An 18673-nucleotide genomic window follows, 5' to 3' on the forward strand; every position below is an offset into this window, starting at 1 on the left:
GGCGGTCCGCGTGATCCGTACGGTCCCGGCGGCGGAGGCAGGCCGCATGACCCGTACCCGCCCGGAGGTGCGGACGGGAACGGCGGCACGTACGGACCGGATGAGAGGCACGGACAGGACGGTGCGCGCGGCCGGAGCCGCGCAGAAAGCCAGGGCGGCGGGCCGGGACCGCGGATCGGCGGCCGGGCGGAGCGCCGCAAGGCGGCCAAGCGGGCGCGGCGGCGCAGAACGCGCTCGCGGATAAAGGAGATCCCGCTCATCATCGGCGCGGCCCTGCTGATCGCGCTGGGCGTCAAGACCTTCCTGCTGCAGGCGTTCGTCATCCCCTCCGGATCGATGGAGCAGACGATCCGGATCGGCGACCGGGTCGTCGTGGACAAGCTCACGCCCTGGTTCGGTGCGAAGCCGGAGCGCGGTGACATCGTGGTCTTCAAGGACCCGGGCGGCTGGCTCAGCAACCGGGAGGAGGACCGGCTCGACGACCCGGTGGGCATCGCGCAGGCCAAGGACGTGCTGACGTTCATCGGGCTGCTGCCCTCGGAGCACGAGCAGGACCTCATCAAGCGGGTCGTGGCCGTCGGCGGCGACCGGGTGGTCTGCTGCGACGACTCGGGGCGGGTCACGGTCAACGGCACCGCGCTGGTGGAGCCGTACCTGCATCCGGGTGACAGGCCGTCGCAACGTACCTTCGACGTGACCGTGCCGGACGGCCGGATCTTCGTCATGGGCGACCACCGCTCCAACTCCGCCGACTCGCGCTACCACCTGGACGGTCCGTACCACGGCACCATCGCGGAGGAGGACGTCGTCGGCAGAGCCATGGCCATCGCCTGGCCGCTCGGCCACTGGGACAAGTTCGACTCACCGGATACCTATGCCTCGGTTCCGGAATCCGACGAGCAGGCGAATAAGGTGTCCTCGAAAGAAGTGCGCCGAATGGACCCCCTCCCGACTCCTGCGGAACTTTCGCTCGTTATGGGAGTGGTGGGCCTGCACCTGACCCGGGGCAGGCAGCGGCAAGGTGAGGAGTGGATGTGGGGGACGTGGCAGTCAGCGCCCGGTCCGGTCACGAGGGCCCCGAAGACAGGCCCGGTCAGGAGCGTGCGCAGGAGTCGGCCGACCGTCCTCCTGGCGGCCCTCCGGGGCAGGCGGCCGGCGGACCGGCGGACGCCCCCGGGGACGACGCCTACCGCACCTCCCTCGCCAGGGGCGACGTCCCGCCGGTTGCCGCGTCCGGTGCTCCCGGCGGTCCTGCGGCGACGGAAGCGGGATCGATGAGCGATGGCGGGTCCGGCGGTACTGACGGGTCGGACGGCGGTGACAGGGCGTCCGGCGCCGGCACGGCCGACGCCGGCGGGAAGAAGCAGCGCTCCTTCTGGAAAGAGCTGCCGATCCTCATCCTCGTCGCGCTGGTGCTGGCGCTGATCATCAAGACCTTCCTGGTCCAGGCGTTCTCCATCCCCTCCAACTCCATGCAGAACACGCTCCAGGTCGGCGACCGGGTGCTGGTGGACAAGCTCACGCCGTGGTTCGGCGCCGAGCCGGAGCGCGGCGAGGTCGTCGTCTTCCACGACCCGGGCGGCTGGCTGAACGAGGCGCCGCCGTCGGACTCCGGCCCCGTACTCGAAGGCATCCAGGAGGGCCTGAGCTTCATCGGCCTGATGCCCTCGGCGGAGGAGCAGGACCTCATCAAGCGCGTCATCGCGGTCGGCGGCGACACCGTGGAGTGCAAGGGCGTCGGCCCCGTGAAGGTCAACGGCAAGGCGCTGGACGAGACTTCGTACATCTTCCCCGGCGACACCCCCTGCGAGGACAACGACTTCGGGCCGGTGACGGTGCCGGAGGGCAAGCTGTGGGTGATGGGCGACCACCGGCAGGACTCGCTCGACTCCCGGTACCACGAGAAGTCGCCGGACGAGGGCTTCGTGGACGAGGACCTGGTCGTCGGGCGGGCCATCGCCCGGGCCTGGCCGATCGACCGCTGGGGCACGCTGCCCGTGCCGGGCACCTTCGACCAGCCCGGGCTGAACGCCGCCGCCGGCGCGGCGCCGGCCGCGCTGGGGCTGGTGGGGGCGGTGCCGCTGGTGCTGTGGCGGCGGCGCCGGCTGATCCGCAGGGCGGACCTGAACGGCTGACGCCGGCGGGGAGGCGTGCCTGCAGGCCGGCTCGGGCGGCCCCGCTGCGGGGCCCCGGCCGGTGCTCGGGGCGCCGTGGCGTCCGGCGTGCGGCGTGCGGCTGCCGGGCTTGCGGTGCTACGGGGCCGTCCGGGTGACGCTGCCACGGGGGCGGCGCTGCCCCTCCCGCGTACGGGATCGGCCTGGCCTGCGGCTTCACCGGCCCGGGCGGCGACGGCCGCGGAAGCGGGCGTCGCTGATCGAGGCGGTTCACCGGGCGGGCTGACTGGCCGCCGAACCTCTGGGTAGTGTGCGGCCATGAGCAGCAGCGGAGCCGGTCGCCGGGGGAACGTGCTGTCGGGCTTGGCCGTGGCCGTCGGGTGCGTGCTGTTCCTCGGCGGCTTCGCGTGGGGCGCCGTGGTGTACCAGCCGTACACCGTGCCGACCCCCTCGATGGCGCCCACCGTCGCCTCCGGCGACCGGGTGCTGGCCGAGCGGATCTCGGGCGACGAGGTGCGCCGCGGCGACGTCGTGGTCTTCGAGGACGCGACGTGGGGCGACCTGCCCATGGTCAAGAGGGTCGTCGGGGTCGGCGGCGACACGGTCGGCTGCTGTGACGGACAGGGGCGGCTGACGGTCGACGGCACGCCGGTGGCGGAGCCGTACGTCACGGACAGTGAGCGCGCGGCGCAGGAGGACTTTCCCGCGACCACCGTGCCGGAGGGGAAGATCTTCCTGCTCGGCGACCACCGCGGCGACTCCGTCGACTCCCGTAACCACCTCGCCGAATCCGGCGGCGGCGCCATACCCCGCGACGCCGTCAAGGGCCGGGTCGACGCGACGGCGTGGCCGCTCGGCGGCGCGGGCATGCTCGACCGCCCGGACGGCTTCGCGGCGCTTCCCGGCGGGATCTCCGAGCCCGGGCCGCTGCGGATGCTGCTGTTCGCGATCGTCGCCGGGGTGGCGCTGATCCTGGGCGGCGCGGCCTACGGGCCGGTTTCCGGCTATGCCCGGGCCCGTCGCGCCCGGGCGACGCACAATGGGGTCACGCAAAGGCGGAAGGGGAACGTGCCATGAGCGCCGAGGACCTCGAGAAGTACGAGACCGAGATGGAGCTGAAGCTCTACCGGGAGTACCGCGACGTCGTCGGCTTGTTCAAATACGTGATCGAGACCGAGCGGCGCTTCTACCTCACCAACGACTACGAGATGCAGGTCCACTCGGTGCAGGGTGAGGTCTTCTTCGAGGTGTCCATGGCGGACGCCTGGGTCTGGGACATGTACCGGCCGGCCCGCTTCGTCAAGCAAGTGCGGGTGCTCACGTTCAAGGATGTGAACATCGAGGAGCTGAGCAAGTCCGACCTGGAGCTTCCCTCCGACGACCTCGGCTGAACCCGCCCACCCCTCACCCTGACGGGTGAGGGAGTTGTCCACAACCCGTCGGTTATCCACCAAGATCCACAAGTGTTCCCGCGGCCCGGCACAGTCGGACGCGGGAGGTGGTGCCGGATGCCGAAGCAGCGGCAGGCGCTCGGACAGTACGGGGAACGGGTCGCGGAGCGGCGCCTCGCCGAGGCGGGAATGACCGTCCTGGCGCGGAACTGGCGATGCAGTGACGGCGAGATCGACATCGTCGCGCTCGACGGCGAAGCCCTCGTCGTCTGCGAGGTCAAGACCAGACGGGAAGGCGGCTGGGAGCACCCGATGGCCGGCGTGCCGCCGGCCAAGGCCGACCGGCTGCGCCGGCTCGCCGAAGCGTGGGTGCTGCGGCACGGCGGCGCCCCGCCGGGCGGCGTCCGGATCGACGTGGTCGGCGTCGTGGTGCCGGAGCGCGGCGCCCCCGTCGTCGAGCACGTGCGGGGGGCCGCCTGATGGGATTCGCCCGTACGTGCTCGGTCGCGCTCGTGGGCGTGGAGGGCGTCGTCGTCGAGGTCCAAGCCGGCCTGGAGCCCGGCGTCGCCACGTTCACGCTGGTGGGACTTCCCGACAAGAGCCTCACCGAAAGCCGCGACCGGGTGCGCGCCGCCGTCGTCAACTCCGGCGTCGACTGGCCGCAGAAGAAGCTCACCGTCGGCCTCAGCCCCGCCGCCGTACCCAAATCCGGCAGCGGCTTCGATCTGGGCATCGCCTGCGCCACCCTCGGCGCCGCCGGGCGCATCGCCCCCGACGCGCTCGACGGGCTCGTCATGGTCGGCGAGCTGAGCCTCGACGGCCGCGTCCGGCCCGTGCCCGGCGTCCTGTCCGCCGTGCTCGCGGCGGCCGACGCCGGTTGCCGCCAGGTCGTCGTACCCGAAGCCGCCGTCGGCGAGGCCACTCTGGTGCCCGACGTCTCCGTCCTCGGCGTACGCAGCCTGCGGCAGCTCATCGCCATCCTCAACGACGAGCCGCCCCCCGACGAACCCGTCGACCCCGACACCACCCCCGCGGCCCCCGCGGTCCGCCTCGCCGTGCCCGGAGCCGGCTGGTGCACCCCCGCGGCCACCGGCCCCGGCGCGTACCGGCCCGACCTCGCCGATGTCGCCGGGCAGCACCGGGCCCGCTTCGCCCTCGAGGTCGCCGCCGCCGGCGGCCACCACCTTTACCTGAAGGGCCCGCCGGGAGCAGGCAAGACGATGCTCGCCGAACGGCTGCCCGGGCTGCTGCCGCCCCTGACGGAGACCGAGTCGCTCGAAGTGACCGCGATCCACTCGGTGGCCGGCACCCTGCCCGCCGGCCAGCCACTCGTCGGCGAAGCCCCCTACGCGGCCCCGCACCACTCCGCGACGCTGCCCGCCCTTATCGGCGGCGGCAACGCCCTGCCGAAACCAGGAGCGGTCTCCCTGGCTCACCGAGGGGTGCTTTTTCTGGACGAAGCGCCAGAATTCAGCGGGCGGATCCTCGACGCACTCAGACAGCCGCTGGAATCCGGGCACGTCGTGGTGGCCCGGAGCGCGGGCGTCGTGCAGTTCCCCGCCCGCTTCCTCATGGTCCTCGCGGCCAACCCCTGCCCCTGCGGCCGCTTCACCCGCCAGGAAGGCGGCTGCGAGTGCGCGCCCACGGCCATCCGGCGCTACCAGGGCAGGCTCACCGGCCCTCTCCTCGACCGCGTCGACCTCCGCGTCGCCGTCGATGCCGTCAGCCGCGCGGAGCTCTCGGCCGCCGGCGAACGCGCCGAACCCACCGCCGGCGCGGCCTCCCGGGTACGGGCCGCCCGCGCCCGCGCCGCCGCCCGCTACGCCGGTACCGCCTGGCGCACCAACGGCGAAGTCCCCGGCCACGAGCTGCGCCGCCGCTGGCACCCCGCCCCCGGCGTCCTCGCCCCGGCCGAACGCGACCTGGAACGTGGCCTGCTCACCGCCCGCGGCCTCGACCGCGTCCTCCGCGTCGCCTGGACCATCGCCGACCTCGCAGGACACGACCGACCTGGGCCGGAGGACGTGGCCGCGGCGCTGGAACTCCGCACGGGGGTGCCCCGTGGCGCCCGTATCCCGGCAACGCTGGAGCCCGCGGAATGAACACGAACCGGAAGACCGCATGGAAGCCGCGGAGCGGCCTGCCGAGCGTGCCACCGAGCGGCATGGCGGACGATTCGCCGAACGGGACGGCACACGTGCCGACGAGCGGGACGGCGAGCAGGCGGGCGACGGGCCCGTCGGCCGGGATGCCGATCGAGCCGTGCGCGTGTCCGGCCGCAGGCCCGGCGCCGGGCCCTGTGCGGGAACCGTCGGGATGGCCGGGGCGCGGCAGCGCCTCCGGCCCCCGGCCGGAGACCCGTACCGGCCAGGGGAGCGCACCCGCCCCGGAGACGCTCCCCTCCGCCCCCACCGGGGACCGCGAGGCGGAGCGGTTGGCGCGGGTGACGCTGACACGGCTGGTGGAGCCCGGCGACGAGGTCGCCGGCCGCTGGCTGCGTACGCACGGGGCCGTGGCCCTCCTGCGCTGGGTCACCGGCGACGCCCCGCCGCCCACGCCGGAGGCCGAACCCCGACTCGCCCGGTACCGGCGCCGGCTCGGCGGGCCCGACGCCCGGCAGGACCTCGCCGCCGCCGAGGCCGTCGGAGCGCGGTTCGTCTGCCCCGGCGACACCGAATGGCCCCGCCAGCTCGACGACCTCGCCGCCGCCCGCCCCCTCGGCCTGTGGGTCCGCGGCCGCGTCGACCTGCGGCTGTGGGCACTGCGATCCGTCGCCGTCGTCGGCGCCCGCGCCTGCACCGAATACGGCGCACACGTCGCCGCCACGCTCGCCGCCGGCCTCGCGCACTCCGGCTGGGCCGTCGTCTCCGGCGCCGCCTACGGCATCGACGCCGCCGCGCACCGCGGCGCGCTCGCCGCCACCGGAGCCACCGTCGGCGTCCTGGCCTGCGGCGTCGACCGCGTCTACCCGCCCGGCCACACCGAACTCCTCGGCCGCGTCGCCGAACAAGGGCTGGTCGTCGCCGAACTCGCCCCCGGCGACCACCCCACCCGCTCGCGGTTCCTCCTGCGCAACCGCGTCATGGCCGCCCTCACCCGCGGCACCGTCGTCGTCGAAGCCGAGCGCCGCAGCGGCTCCCTGGTCACCGCCCGCTGGGCACAGCGTCTGGGCCGCGCGACGATAGGTGTACCCGGCCCGGTCACGTCGGGACTCAGCGCAGGAGTGCACGAGCTGCTGCGCGGCGAGGCGGAACTGGTCACCGAGGCCGCCGAGATCGTCGAACTCGTCGGCCGCATCGGCGCCGACCTCGCGCCGGCCCGGTGCGGGCCTGTGGTGCCACGCGATCTGCTCCCGGCCGCCACCGCACGCGTGCTCGAAGCCGTCCCCGGAAGAGGGGCCGTCGGGCCCGAGCAGATCGCACAAGAGGCGGGCACGGAGCGCGACGAAGCCTTGGGCAGGCTTCATGAGCTGCAGTCCCTCGGCTTCGTCGCCCGCGACGGCACCGGCTGGCGCCTGGCCCGGCGCTCCACCGAGCACCCCATCAGGTGACGAGCCGTTCCTTGACCTGGGACGTTCGGGTGAAAGGGTGGGGGAGATGCAAACCCACCCCCACCCGGCGCCGCGGCGGCCGTCCCCCCGCCGTGACCTCCCGATAACCCGCAGGTGCGGTGCGCGGAACGAATCTGCGTACTCATGAAGAGCCGTCAGTCGCAGAATGCGACCGTACGGTCACGCTACGCTCGCGGAACGTTCCCTCACTCCCCAACGCCTCACCCTCCCCGCTCCGCTCCCTCCCCCACCCCCTGGCTCCCCCTCAGCCCCACCGAACCCCGTCCCCCACCAGAACGGTTCAAGGCGACGACGCATGCCCCAGCACATCTCCGGGTCCGACCGTGCCGCACCACGCACAGCACCATCCTCGGTGGACGAGTTGTGGCGGTCGTACAAGGAGACGCGTGACGGCCGGCTTCGCGAGCAGCTGATCCTGCACTACTCCCCCCTCGTGAAGTACGTGGCCGGGCGCGTCAGCGTCGGCCTGCCGCCCAACGTCGAACAGGCCGACTTCGTCTCCTCCGGAGTCTTCGGACTCATCGACGCCATCGAGAAGTTCGACCCCGAGCGCGCCATCAAGTTCGAGACGTACGCCATCACCCGCATCCGCGGCGCGATGATCGACGAGCTGCGGGCGCTGGACTGGATCCCGCGTTCCGTACGACAGAAGGCCAGGGCCGTCGAACGCGCCTACGCCACCCTCGAAGCGGCCCTCCGCCGCACCCCCTCGGAAGCCGAGGTGGCCGCGGAGATGGGCATTCGGCTGGAGGAACTCCACGGCGTTTTCAGCCAGCTTTCCCTCGCCAACGTCGTCGCCCTCGAAGAACTGCTGCACGTCAGCTCCGACAACGGCGACCGCCTCAGCCTCATGGACACCCTCGAGGACACCGCCGCCGACAACCCCGTCGAGGTCGCCGAGGACCGCGAACTGCGCAGGCTTCTCGCGCGGGCCGTGAACACCCTGCCCGACCGGGAGAAAACCGTGGTCACCCTCTACTACTACGAGGGCCTCACGCTCGCCGAGATCGGCCAGGTGCTCGGCGTCACCGAGAGCAGGGTGAGCCAGATCCACACCAAGTCCGTCCTGCAACTGCGGGTAAAGCTGGCCGACTCCAGCGGCTGAAGCGCCGCCGCGGTCTAAAGTTGGACTGTGCCGAAGATTCGAGCGGCCTCCGTGGCCGAGCACCGGACCATGCAGCACCGCGCGCTGCTCGACGCCGCGCGCGAACTCCTCGGCGAAGGCGGCACCGAAGCGCTGACCTTCGCCGCGCTCGCCGAGCGCACCGGCCTCGCACGCTCGTCGGTATACGAGTACTTCCGCAGCCGGGCCGCCGTGGTCGAGGAGCTTTGCGCCGTCGACTTCCCGCGCTGGGCCGCGGACGTGGAAGCGGCCATGGACCGCGCCGACACCCCCGAGGCGAAGGTCGAGGCATATGTGCGAACGCAGCTCGCGCTCGTCGGCGACCGCCGCCACCGGGCCGTCGTCGCGATCTCCGCGGGCGAGCTGGACGCCGGCGCCCGCGAGAAGATCCGCGCCGCGCACGGCGGGCTGATCACGATGGTGGTCGAGGCCCTCGCGGCTCTCGGCCACGACGAGTCCCGCCTCGCCGCCACGCTGCTCCAGGGCGTCGTCGACGCGGCCGTCCGCCGCATCGAACTCGGCGCGGACGCCCCGGAAACCGTCGCCGACACGGCCGTCGCCGTAGCTCTCCACGGCGCCGCCCGCTGACCCCGGCCGCCGGGGCCCCTGCCCCGTCGGTCGCCGTCAGCCGTCGCCCGCCGGCGGCGGCCGGCCGAACACCGGCAGCAGCCGGGGATGCCCGGCCGTGAGCAGCCGGGGCGGCAGCAGCGACAGCGGGTCAAGGTACGACACGCCGCGGCGCAGTCCCCAGTGGAGACAGGCCGCCGCGCAGTGGTACGGGCCGCCCTGCACATGCCCCACGATCTGCCCCGCCTCGACCCTCGCCCCCTTCCGCACCGTGGGCAGCACCGGCTCGTACGTCGTACGCAGCGGCGGACGGCCCGTACCCGGGTGATCGACGGCCAGCACCCCGCGCCCCGCCACCCGGCCCGCGAACGACACCCGGCCCGCGGCAGCCGCCCGCACCGGCTGCCCCGCCCCGGTGCGCAGATCGACCCCGCGATGCCCCGGCCCGTACGGCGAACGGGGTGGCTCGAAGCCCCGCTCCACCACCGGCCGGCCCCGCGCACTCCCGTCCACCGGCCACGCCACGTCCCCCACCCCGGCCACCCCGCTCTCCACCACCCCGCCCGGCGGATCGCTCTCCGCTGCCCCCGCGCCCGTCGACCGAACCCCGGGCTCCGCTGCAGCCCGCATCCCCCGTTCCCCCCGCCCCGCCCCCGCCCCCTCCCCCTCCCCACCCGCCTCCGTGCCGGTCGTCGTGAACGGGGGCGTCTGCCAGGCGCCCGTCGCCAAGGCCGCGGCGAGGGCCACGGCGAGCAGCCACCGCAGCACCCGCCCCGCCCCGGCCGACGCCCCGGCCGACGCCCCGGCCGACGCCTGGGCCGGCCCCATCGGGCCGGGCTTCCGGGCCGGCACGGCTCCCGTCCGCCCCGGGCCGGCGGCAGCCCGGCCTGCTGTGCCGGCCGCGTGGCGGTCGCGTCGTCCGTTCATGGGGACAGCTTGGCCGGGGTGGCGGGGAGGTTGGGGATCACGGACGGTATCTGTGGATTACCGGCCGGTTGTGGACAACCGGCGCTCCGGACTCCGGCGGCCCGCTCCGCAAACCCGTGTACCTCGCCCCGTGAGTGGGCTCCGTGGCGCAGGCAGGTGACGCCGTCCCGTACACTTCTAGTGGCGACCCGGCTGTCCGGGTCGACTTCGCACGCCCCGCCACCTGCCTGAAGGTGGCCGCGTCACTCGGTCCCCCGGCTCCCCGCCGGAGGCGCGACGCGCAGGGGCGTCAGGAGCGGTGGCCGGCCGGCTGCCGCGCACAACCGAGACACACGAGGAGGACGGCCATGGCCGTCGTCACGATGCGGGAGCTGCTGGAGAGCGGCGTCCACTTCGGGCACCAGACCCGCCGTTGGAACCCGAAGATGAAGCGCTTCATCTTCACCGAGCGCAACGGCATCTACATCATCGACCTCCTGCAGTCGCTGTCGTACATCGACCGCGCCTACGAGTTCGTGAAGGAGACCGTCGCGCACGGCGGCACCATCATGTTCGTGGGCACGAAGAAGCAGGCCCAGGAGGCCATCGCCGAGCAGGCCACCCGGGTCGGCATGCCGTACGTGAACCAGCGCTGGCTGGGTGGCATGCTCACCAACTTCTCCACGGTCCACAAGCGGCTGCAGCGCCTCAAGGAGCTGGAGGCCATCGACTTCGAGGACGTGGCCGCCTCCGGCCTGACCAAGAAGGAGCTGCTCGTCCTCTCCCGCGAGAAGGCCAAGCTGGAGAAGACCCTCGGCGGCATCCGCGACATGCAGAAGGTGCCGAGCGCCGTCTGGATCGTGGACACGAAGAAGGAGCACATCGCCGTCGGCGAGGCGCGCAAGCTGCGCATCCCGGTCGTCGCGATCCTCGACACCAACTGCGACCCCGACGAGGTCGACTACAAGATCCCGGGCAACGACGACGCGATCCGCTCCGTCACGCTGCTGACCCGCGTCATCGCCGACGCCGTCGCCGAGGGTCTGATCGCCCGCTCCGGTGCCGCCGCCGGTGACGAGAAGGCCGTCAAGACCGACGCCGAGCCGCTCGCCGAGTGGGAGCGCGACCTTCTCGCCGGCGAGAAGGCGGAGAAGGACGCCCAGGCCGCGAAGGACACCGCGGTCGAGAAGAAGGACGAGAAGGCCGCCGAGGCCGAGGTGCAGACCTCCGCCGCGGATGCTGCCGTGAACGACGGAGCCGTGGCCGCCGAGCAGGCCGACGAGGCCGCCGCCCCGGCCGCCGAGGCGACCCCGGAGGCCGCAGAGGTCGTAGAGGCCGCCGAAGCCACCGAGGCCACCGAGCCGGCCGCCGCCGAAGGCGCGCAGCCGTCCGGCGACGCTCCGCAGTCCTGATCCGCCCGAACCCAGTCCCCCGTCGAGAAGAGAAAACCACCGAATCATGGCGAACTTCACCGCCGCCGACGTCAAGAAGCTCCGGGAGCTCACCGGCGCCGGCATGATGGACTGCAAGAAGGCGCTGGAAGAGGCCGAGGGCGACGTCGACAAGGCCGTGGAGCTGCTCCGCGTCAAGGGCCAGAAGGGCGTTGCCAAGCGCGAGAGCCGCTCCGCCGAGAACGGCGCCGTCGTCTCCCTGATCGCCGACGACAACTCCTCCGGCGTCCTGCTGGAGCTGAAGTGCGAGACCGACTTCGTCGCCAAGGGCGACAAGTTCCTCGCCGTCGCCAACGCGCTCGCGGAACACGTCGCGGCCACCAAGCCCGCCGACCTGGAGGCGCTGCTCGCCTCCGAGATCGACGGCAGGACCGTCCAGACGTACGTGGACGAGGCCAACGCCTCCCTCGGCGAGAAGATCGTCCTCGACCGCTTCGCGCGCTTCGAGGGCGCCTACGTCGGCACGTACATGCACCGCACCATGCCGGACCTGCCGCCGCAGGTCGGTGTGCTCGTCGAGCTGGACAAGGCCGACCCGCAGACGGCCAAGGAGGCGGCGCAGCACATCGCCGCCTTCGCGCCGCGCTGGCTGTCCCGCGACGACGTCCCGGCCGACACGGTGGAGAGCGAGCGCCGCGTCGCCGAGGCCACCTCACGCGAGGAGGGCAAGCCGGAAGCCGCCCTGCCGAAGATCGTCGAGGGCCGCGTGAACGGCTTCTTCAAGGAGAACGTGCTGCTGGACCAGCCGTTCGCCAAGGACAACAAGAAGTCGGTGCAGAAGGTGCTCGGTGAGGCGGGCGTGCAGGTGACCCGCTTCGCGCGCATCCGCGTCGGCGCCTGAGCGGGTTGAGTTGTAGCGGGCCGGTGCGGGGGACCGCCGCCGGGCCGCGGAAGTGACGAGGAGGCCATGGCCGGGAACGGGTGGATGAGAACCCCACGGCGATGGCCTCCTTCGCATGCGCACGAGGAGACATCATGAACGAGGACGCCGACGCGGACCACGGCCACCACGAGAAGGCGGACCACGGCCACCACACGAAGAAGGACAGCGCACGCTTCCTGCTGAAGCTGTCCGGCGAGGCGTTCTCCGGCGGCGGTGATCTCGGCGTCGACCCGGACGTCGTGCACGCGATCGCCCGCGAGGTCGCCGCCGTCGTACGCGACGGATACGAGATCGCGGTGGTGATCGGCGGCGGCAACTTCTTCCGCGGCGCCGAACTGCAGCAGCGCGGCATGGACCGGGCCCGCTCCGACTACATGGGCATGCTCGGCACGGTGATGAACTGCCTCGCCCTGCAGGACTTCCTGGAGAAGGAAGGCATCGACTCCCGCGTGCAGACCGCGATCACCATGGGCCAGGTCGCCGAGCCGTACATTCCGCTGCGCGCCATCCGGCACATGCAGAAGGGCCGCGTCGTCATCTTCGGCGCCGGCATGGGCATGCCCTACTTCTCGACGGACACCACGGCCGCGCAGCGCGCCCTGGAGATCCACGCCGAGGCCCTGCTCATGGGCAAGAACGGCGTCGACGGGGTCTACGACGCCGACCCCAAGAAGAATCCGGACGCGGTGAAGTTCGACGCCCTCGAATACGGCGAGGTCATCACCCGCGACCTCAAGGTCGCCGACGCCACGGCCGTCACCCTGTGCCGCGACAACGAGCTGCCGATCCTCGTCTTCGAGCTGCTGAAGGAGGGCAACATCGCCCGGGCGGTGCGGGGTGAGAAGATCGGTACGCTCGTGAGCGCGCACGGCAGCCGGGTCTGAGGGATGGACAACGGCCTGCCGGTCGGACACCGTGCAGGCATGGTACGGGCGGCGGGGCGCAACCCCCGTCCGCTCACAGAAGAGACCAGGAGCCAGTGGTGATCGAAGAGACCCTCCTCGAAGCCGAGGAGAAGATGGAGAAGGCCGTCGTGGTCGCCAAGGACGACTTCGCCGCGATCCGCACCGGGCGGGCCCATCCGGCGATGTTCAACAAGATCACGGCGGATTACTACGGGGCGCAGACCCCCATCAACCAGCTGGCGTCGTTCTCGGTGCCGGAGCCGCGGATGGCGGTGGTGACACCGTTCGACAAGAGCGCCCTGCGCAACATCGAGCAGGCGATCCGCGACTCCGACCTCGGCGTCAACCCCTCCAACGACGGCAACATCATCCGGGTGGTCTTCCCGCAGCTCACCGAGGAGCGCCGCAAGGAGTTCATCAAGGTCGCCAAGGCCAAGGGCGAGGACGCGCGGATCGCCATCCGCTCCGTGCGCCGCAAGGCGAAGGAGACCATCGACAAGGCCATCAAGGACGGCGAGGTCGGCGAGGACGAGGGCCGCCGCGGCGAGAAGGAGCTCGACGACACCACCCACAAGTACGTGGCTCAGGTCGACGAGCTGCTCAAGCACAAGGAAGCAGAGCTGCTCGAGGTCTGATGAACGACTCCTCCAGGGGGGCCCCGGCGGGTCCCGTGTACGGCGGGGGTGAAAGGGCGCAGACTCCGCGCATGCCCACCGTGCCCGGCGACGACGCCCCTGCCGACGACCCCTCCCCAGGTCCCTCAGGGGAGCCGCACGTCCCGGACGGCGCCTCTTCCGCGCCGCCGCCCGCCCCCCGACGGCGCCGCGGCGGCCGGGACCTCGGTGCCGCCATAGGCGTCGGGCTCGGTCTCGGCGCGGTCGTGCTGGCCACGCTGTTCGTCGTGAAAGTGCTGTTCGTCGGAGTCATCGCCGCCGCCGTCGCGGTCGGGCTGTGGGAGCTGACGTCGCGGCTGGCGGAGTGCCGCGGGATCCGTACGCCGCTGGTGCCGCTGGTGCTCGGCGGCGTGGCCACGGTCGTCGCCGGGTACGCGCGCGGCGCCGACGGCGCCGGGGCGGCGCTGGCGCTCACCGCGCTGGCCGTCCCCGTCTGGCGGCTGAAGGGCCCCGCGGAGGACTACCTCCGCGACATCACCGCCGGCGTCTTCGCCGCGTTCTACGTGCCCTTCCTCGCCACCTTCGTCGCGCTGATGCTCGCCGCGGACGACGACGGCCCGCAGCGGGTGCTGACGTTCCTCATCCTCACGGTGATCAGCGACACCGGCGCGTACGCCGTCGGCTACAAGTTCGGCCGCCACAAGCTCGCCCCGCGCATCAGCCCCGGCAAGACCCGCGAGGGCCTGGCCGGCGCGCTGGCCTTCGCGATGGCGGCGGGCGCGCTGTGCATGGAGTTCCTCGTCGACGACGGCCGCTGGTGGCAGGGCCTCCTGCTCGGCGCCGCGGCAGCCGCCAGCGCCACCCTCGGCGACCTGGCCGAGTCGATGATCAAACGAGACCTCGGCATCAAGGACATGGGCACGCTGCTCCCCGGCCACGGCGGCATCATGGACCGGCTCGACTCGCTGCTGCCGACGGCGCCCGTGGTGTGGCTGCTGATGGTGATCTTCGTGGGCGCTGGCTGACCACCGTCGGCTCCCGGAGTGTCGGCGAGGGGCGAGCTGGTAAGTGTGCTGGTTCCGCCATATGACGTGGCGGCGGCTTGGTGGGCCGGCGTGGCCGGCGCCGTCGAGCGTGATCTCCGGGGCAGAGTCGTCAGTGGACGCGGTGCCTGCCGCGGCGCGGGCTGCGGAAGAGCCGCAGGGCGAACGCCGCGGCGGCCAGGGTCGCGGCGGCGAGGGCGACGGTGCGCCAGGGCGAGAGGAAGCCGCCGGACGAGTCGGCGGTCGTGCTCGACGGTGCCGCCGCCGGCCGATCACCGGTGGCAGCGTCCGTCTCCGGGGGGTCCGTGCGGACCAGCGCGACGTCGTTGCCGTCGCCGCCCCGGTAGGTGAGGGCGTATGCGTCGCCGGCCACCTTCACCTTTACGCCCTCCCTGCGACCGGCGAAGATGCCGGAGACCTTGTCGGAGCCGGAGTTGGAGATCAGCACCGTCTCTCTGCCTCCCGCGGGCGGCTTTGCCTTCGGGTCGATCTTCAGCTCTCCGGCGAGCGTCACCATGCCGGTGACGTGCAGCGGCTTGCCGTCGGCCCGGGTGGTGAGGTGTGCGTCCCGGGTCTGGGAGTAGTCGCCCTTGACGGTGATCGCCCCGGTCATGCTCCCGGTGGCCCGCAGGGTCCCGCCCTGGAAGGTGCCGGACAGGCCGCTGCCCGTGGTGCGGGGGCGGGTGTCGGAGACGGTCAGCGTCGCGTCGTCTCCGTAGCGGACCGTGGCGCCTTTCACCAGGCTGACGTTCCGCAGCGTCTGGTCACCGGTCCCGGTCAGGTCCAGCTCGGTGCCCTCCTCGGTGAGCGACACCGCGCGGCTCGACTTCAGGCTGCCCCCGATGAGGGCGAGGGTGCCCCGGGTGACCTTCGTCGGGCCCGTGTAGGACAGTGCCCCGGTCAGGCGCGTGGTGGCCGCGCCGGCCTGGGTGAGGGAGCCGCTGCCGCTGATCTTCGACAGTGAGACCGGTGCGTCGGTGTTCTGCACCGTCAGCGAGCCGTCGTTGACGACCTGGTACAGCCCGGCGTCGGTCAGCAGGCTGCCGTCCCCGCCGGGCTGCCCGCTGCCGAGCCGGAGCGTGGCGCCCTTCTCGATGGTCGTGGAGCCGTCGTAGTACTGGTCGGCGGCGAAGGTGACATCGTTGCCGTCGACGCCCTTGACGACGATGTCGCCCTGGCCCGGGGCGGACAGCGTGTCGTGGAACACGCCGCCGCCGATCGGTGCGCCCAGCGTCACCGGACCGTCGTAGGCGAAGGTGAGCGTGGAACGGGACCTGGCCGCCAGCAGGTTGATGTAGACGGTCTCGGCGGTGCCGGGCATGAAGATCTCGTGGGTGGTGCCGTCGCCCCACTGGACGTTCGCGCCTTTGATGTTGGTGCCGCGTTTGTTGACGTTCTTCGCCAGCGGGCGCCAGTTGATTCCCGGGTCGCTGAGCGTGGGGTCGGTGTCGCCGCCCTGGTCGGTGTGGCTGTACTGGCCGGTCAGTACCACCTTGCTGCCCGGCCGGGACTGGACGTTGATGTCGCTGCCGTACTCGCGCTGGTAGAAGTTCTGCCGCAGCGTGACCGTCTGGCCCAGTGGGGTGTCGACGGTCCAGGTGCCCTGGTTGAGGACGGCGCGGGCGTTCGGCAGCGACGCCGGGAACTCCGGCGCCCCGGCGTCCATCTGCGTGCCGTTGTCGATCACACCGGAGAACGGATGGGTCCCGGCCAGCTGGAGCTTCCCCCACAGGAAGCGGGGCTGGGTGACAAGGCCGGAGCCGCTGAGGGTGCCGACGTTGAAGGTGCGCACCAGCGACAGCCGCAGGGTGCCGTCGACGCGGATGTTGTTCCGGTTGAGCGCGAAGCCGGGGGTGTCGTACGGGAAGCTGCCGATCAGCCCGCTGCCGCCGCCGTTCCCGTACTGGAGTGTGGCGCCCCGGTCGACGATGACGGCGGGCGGGTCGGGGTTGCTGACCGTTACATACGGGTGGTTGCCGCCCCGGACCTGCACGGACTGCCGCTGCCGCGCCTCCGGCAGGGTGAAGTCGCTGTCCCTGGTGAGGATCAGGGTGCCGGTGCCGCTGATCCGCAGCGTGCCCTCGCCCCTGATGACGCCCTCGTAGGTGGTGGTCCCGGCCGGGACGTTCACCACGGCGTCGCCGGTCAGCGTGACGTCGCGGCCCGCCAGGACCTCGGCGGTGATGTCACCGCTGCCGCCCGCAGCGTGCGCGCTGTGCCACGGCAGCGCCGGCGAGACCAGCACCCCCAGGACGGCGAGCAGCGCCGCCGCCCGGCCGCGGAGCGCGTGCCCCCGTCCCGTCGGGTCCTTCACCGGTGTCGCGGGTGCCACAGCCGTGCTCCTCTTCATCGTTGTCGCCTGCCCTGCCGTCCCGATGTCCCGCTACGCGACGCGGGAGTGCCGCGGGACGGCGGCCGGGTCGGCGGGGCGGGCGCGGGTGAGGTACTGCGGCACAGGGGTGCGGTTGTCGCCGGTGTCGCGGACGAGGCCGTAGCGGACGATGCCCGTCGCCGGGTCCGGCGCGGTGCGGAGGTCGCGCACGATGGAGTCGCGGTCCGTCGGCTGGACGAAGACGTTGTAGTCCTCGCCGTTCTCGTTCTGGTGGAAGGTGACCTCGCCGTCGAGCCAGAAGAACTCGTTCTGCCACATCTGCTGTGTGCCCTCGGGCAGCGCCGTGCTGCCGATCTCGGGTGACTCCATCCAGGTCTCGCCGGCTCCGCCCGGCACGGCGTCGTCCATGCGCCGGCCGCCGCCTGAGGCCACGTGGAAGAGCCTGCCCTCCAGGCCGATCCAGGTGGGCATGGTCAGGTGGCCGCCGGGTTCGGCGGTCACGATCTGCCAGCGGACCAGAAGATAGCCCGTGCCGCGCAGGGTCGCGCTCTCCCCGCGGTGGGTGAGGGTGAAGTCAGGTGCGACGGTGCTGGTCACCTCCCGTTCCGGCCGACGGGGCAGCGGGCCGGGCGGCTGGTCGGGATCGGGTGCGGCGTCGACGGCGTCGACCACGCTGCCGTAGCGGGCGGCGGGAGTGGCCGTCGGGGTCGTGGTGCTCGGCCGGGCGGACGGCGAGGCGGACGGGGGCGCGCTCGTCGGCGGCGGGATGGCCGGCCGGGACGTAGGCGAGGCCGGGGCCGAGGGGGCGGTGGCCCGGGGCGGGGGGTCCGCGGGCCGCTCGTAGACGTACAGTGCCGTGCCGCCCGCGGCGAGCGTCACCCCGGCCGTGACCGCCGCCGCGGGCTTGCCGAGTGCCGCGAGCGCCTTGGCCGACCAGCCGACACCCGCCGCGGCGGCCGTGGTCTTGCCGCCCAGCGCCAGGGATATCGCGAACCCCGCCGGGAGCGGCACCAGGGCCAGGCCCACCAGCAGCCGCTCCGCCGGCACGATCTCCGCGCGCGGTGCGGCGCACCGGGCACAGCCGCGGATGTGCCGGGCCAGCCGCTTGCGCCAGACGGAGCCGGGCCGTCCGTCCCAGCGATCGAGCAGGGCACGCAGGCCGTCGCAGTCGGCGCGGTGCGGATCGTTCGCCTCGGCCAGCACGCGGACGATGCCGCGCACCGTCTCCAGCCGCTCCTTCATCCGCTGCACGCGCACGCCGGCGTGCGCCCGGCTGACGCCGAGCGCCGAGGCGAGGTCGCGTCGGCTCAGCTCGCCGGCCACCTCCAGCCACCACAGGGAGAGCAGCTGCCGGTCGTCCTCATCCAGCCAGCGGGCCGCCTCGGCGACCTCGCGCCGCTGGCCCTCCAACTGCAGCTGCAGCACGGTGGCCTCGGCGAAGTCGACGGCCTCGGCCGGGAGGGCAGCCGTCGCGCGGGCCGCGCCGGCCTGCCGCTCCCGGCGTCGTGCCCGGTCGCGTATCTGCCGCATCGCGATCGCGACCAGCCAGGAGCGGAAGCTGTCCGGGTCGCGCAGCGCGGGGAGCTGGTCGACGGCGCGGAGCATCGTCTCCTGGACGACGTCGTCGACGTCGGCATGGCCGCCCAGCGCCCGTCCGACGATGTTGTAGACCAGCGGCAGCCAGCCGGCCACCAGCCGTTCCATCGCCTCTCGGTCCCCGGCCTGCGCGGCCGTGATGACCGCGCGCCACTCACGGGCCTCCACCGTCACTCC

Annotated in this window: 16 protein-coding genes and 1 pseudogene; 14 read left to right on the plus strand and 3 right to left on the minus strand. The window is 72.9% G+C overall.

The annotated features are described in order from the left end of the window. Positions 1–174: 174 nt before the first annotated feature. The 9 genes and pseudogenes from lepB (T328_RS26470) to T328_RS26510 all read left to right on the plus strand — a co-directional run. Positions 175–1084 (plus strand): annotated as a pseudogene (gene lepB, locus T328_RS26470) (signal peptidase I); the annotation flags it as partial. Further along, on the plus strand, positions 1044–2135 hold the full coding sequence (gene lepB, locus T328_RS26475) for a signal peptidase I (protein WP_496498685.1): 1092 nt from the start codon (positions 1044–1046) through the stop codon (positions 2133–2135). The pseudogene lepB (T328_RS26470) and the gene lepB (T328_RS26475), both read left to right, overlap by 41 nt. A 297-nt stretch (positions 2136–2432) precedes the next feature. Then, a complete protein-coding gene (gene lepB, locus T328_RS26480; protein ID WP_496498686.1) occupies positions 2433–3191 on the plus strand; it encodes a signal peptidase I in 759 nt (252 codons plus the stop codon). Further along, a complete protein-coding gene (locus T328_RS26485; RefSeq protein WP_018839619.1) occupies positions 3188–3505 on the plus strand; it encodes a DUF2469 domain-containing protein in 318 nt (105 codons plus the stop codon). Before lepB (T328_RS26480) ends, T328_RS26485 begins: the two co-directional genes overlap by 4 nt. A 117-nt stretch (positions 3506–3622) precedes the next feature. Continuing rightward, a complete protein-coding gene (locus T328_RS26490; protein ID WP_496498687.1) occupies positions 3623–3985 on the plus strand; it encodes a YraN family protein in 363 nt (120 codons plus the stop codon). Continuing rightward, on the plus strand, positions 3985–5607 hold the full coding sequence (locus T328_RS26495; protein WP_496498688.1) for a YifB family Mg chelatase-like AAA ATPase: 1623 nt from the start codon (positions 3985–3987) through the stop codon (positions 5605–5607). The genes T328_RS26490 and T328_RS26495 overlap by 1 nt, the downstream gene beginning before the upstream one ends. A gap of 146 nt (positions 5608–5753) precedes the next feature. After that, on the plus strand, positions 5754–7055 hold the full coding sequence (gene dprA / locus T328_RS26500) for a DNA-processing protein DprA (protein WP_496498764.1): 1302 nt from the start codon (positions 5754–5756) through the stop codon (positions 7053–7055). A 316-nt stretch (positions 7056–7371) separates the two neighbouring features. Next, the gene (gene whiG / locus T328_RS26505) at positions 7372–8181 is read left to right on the plus strand and encodes an RNA polymerase sigma factor WhiG (RefSeq protein ID WP_496498689.1); all 810 of its coding nucleotides are present in this window, start codon (positions 7372–7374) and stop codon (positions 8179–8181) included. Positions 8182–8232: 51 nt separating this feature from the next. Further along, positions 8233–8787: a TetR/AcrR family transcriptional regulator gene (locus T328_RS26510; RefSeq protein ID WP_496498765.1), complete on the plus strand. Its 555-nt coding sequence runs from the start codon at positions 8233–8235 to the stop codon at positions 8785–8787. A 36-nt stretch (positions 8788–8823) separates the two neighbouring features. On the opposite strand, the gene T328_RS26515 is transcribed toward T328_RS26510, so the two are convergent. After that, complete coding sequence (locus tag T328_RS26515) at positions 8824–9693, minus strand: murein hydrolase activator EnvC family protein (protein ID WP_496498690.1); 870 nt, start codon at positions 9691–9693, stop codon at positions 8824–8826. 347 nt (positions 9694–10040) lie between these two features. Here T328_RS26515 and rpsB point away from each other — a divergent pair, with 347 nt between their 5' ends. From rpsB to T328_RS26540, 5 genes are all read left to right on the plus strand, one after another. Next, complete coding sequence (gene rpsB, locus T328_RS26520) at positions 10041–11084, plus strand: 30S ribosomal protein S2 (protein WP_496498691.1); 1044 nt, start codon at positions 10041–10043, stop codon at positions 11082–11084. Between the two features lie 46 nt (positions 11085–11130). Further along, a complete protein-coding gene (gene tsf, locus T328_RS26525; protein ID WP_496498692.1) occupies positions 11131–11964 on the plus strand; it encodes a translation elongation factor Ts in 834 nt (277 codons plus the stop codon). Positions 11965–12098: 134 nt separating this feature from the next. Beyond that, positions 12099–12890: a UMP kinase gene (gene pyrH / locus T328_RS26530; protein ID WP_496498693.1), complete on the plus strand. Its 792-nt coding sequence runs from the start codon at positions 12099–12101 to the stop codon at positions 12888–12890. A 98-nt stretch (positions 12891–12988) separates the two neighbouring features. Beyond that, a complete protein-coding gene (gene frr, locus T328_RS26535; RefSeq protein WP_496498694.1) occupies positions 12989–13546 on the plus strand; it encodes a ribosome recycling factor in 558 nt (185 codons plus the stop codon). 71 nt (positions 13547–13617) lie between these two features. Beyond that, positions 13618–14550, plus strand: a complete 933-nt coding sequence (locus T328_RS26540) for a phosphatidate cytidylyltransferase (RefSeq protein ID WP_496498695.1) — start codon at positions 13618–13620, stop codon at positions 14548–14550. Between the two features lie 130 nt (positions 14551–14680). On the opposite strand, the gene T328_RS26545 is transcribed toward T328_RS26540, so the two are convergent. Beyond that, positions 14681–16900, minus strand: a complete 2220-nt coding sequence (locus T328_RS26545) for an autotransporter (protein WP_496498696.1) — start codon at positions 16898–16900, stop codon at positions 14681–14683. Between the two features lie 51 nt (positions 16901–16951). Next, positions 16952–18664, minus strand: a complete 1713-nt coding sequence (locus tag T328_RS26550; RefSeq protein ID WP_496498697.1) for a sigma-70 family RNA polymerase sigma factor — start codon at positions 18662–18664, stop codon at positions 16952–16954. Between the last annotated feature and the right edge of the window lie 9 nt (positions 18665–18673).

This window comes from Streptomyces sp. CNX435, from assembly GCF_059570575.1.

Excerpts from the sequence above, each read along its gene's own strand:
- T328_RS26485 (WP_018839619.1), top strand. The coding sequence starts at position 3,188 with ATGAGCGCCGAGGACCTCGAGAAGTACGAGACCGAGATGGAGCTGAAG.
- T328_RS26515 (WP_496498690.1), bottom strand. The coding sequence starts at position 9,693 with ATGAACGGACGACGCGACCGCCACGCGGCCGGCACAGCAGGCCGGGCT.
- whiG (WP_496498689.1), top strand. The coding sequence starts at position 7,372 with ATGCCCCAGCACATCTCCGGGTCCGACCGTGCCGCACCACGCACAGCA.
- rpsB (WP_496498691.1), top strand. The coding sequence starts at position 10,041 with ATGGCCGTCGTCACGATGCGGGAGCTGCTGGAGAGCGGCGTCCACTTC.
- T328_RS26495 (WP_496498688.1), top strand. The coding sequence starts at position 3,985 with ATGGGATTCGCCCGTACGTGCTCGGTCGCGCTCGTGGGCGTGGAGGGC.
- T328_RS26540 (WP_496498695.1), top strand. The coding sequence starts at position 13,618 with ATGCCCACCGTGCCCGGCGACGACGCCCCTGCCGACGACCCCTCCCCA.
- tsf (WP_496498692.1), top strand. The coding sequence starts at position 11,131 with ATGGCGAACTTCACCGCCGCCGACGTCAAGAAGCTCCGGGAGCTCACC.
- dprA (WP_496498764.1), top strand. The coding sequence starts at position 5,754 with ATGCCGATCGAGCCGTGCGCGTGTCCGGCCGCAGGCCCGGCGCCGGGC.
- T328_RS26490 (WP_496498687.1), top strand. The coding sequence starts at position 3,623 with ATGCCGAAGCAGCGGCAGGCGCTCGGACAGTACGGGGAACGGGTCGCG.
- lepB (WP_496498686.1), top strand. The coding sequence starts at position 2,433 with ATGAGCAGCAGCGGAGCCGGTCGCCGGGGGAACGTGCTGTCGGGCTTG.
- pyrH (WP_496498693.1), top strand. The coding sequence starts at position 12,099 with ATGAACGAGGACGCCGACGCGGACCACGGCCACCACGAGAAGGCGGAC.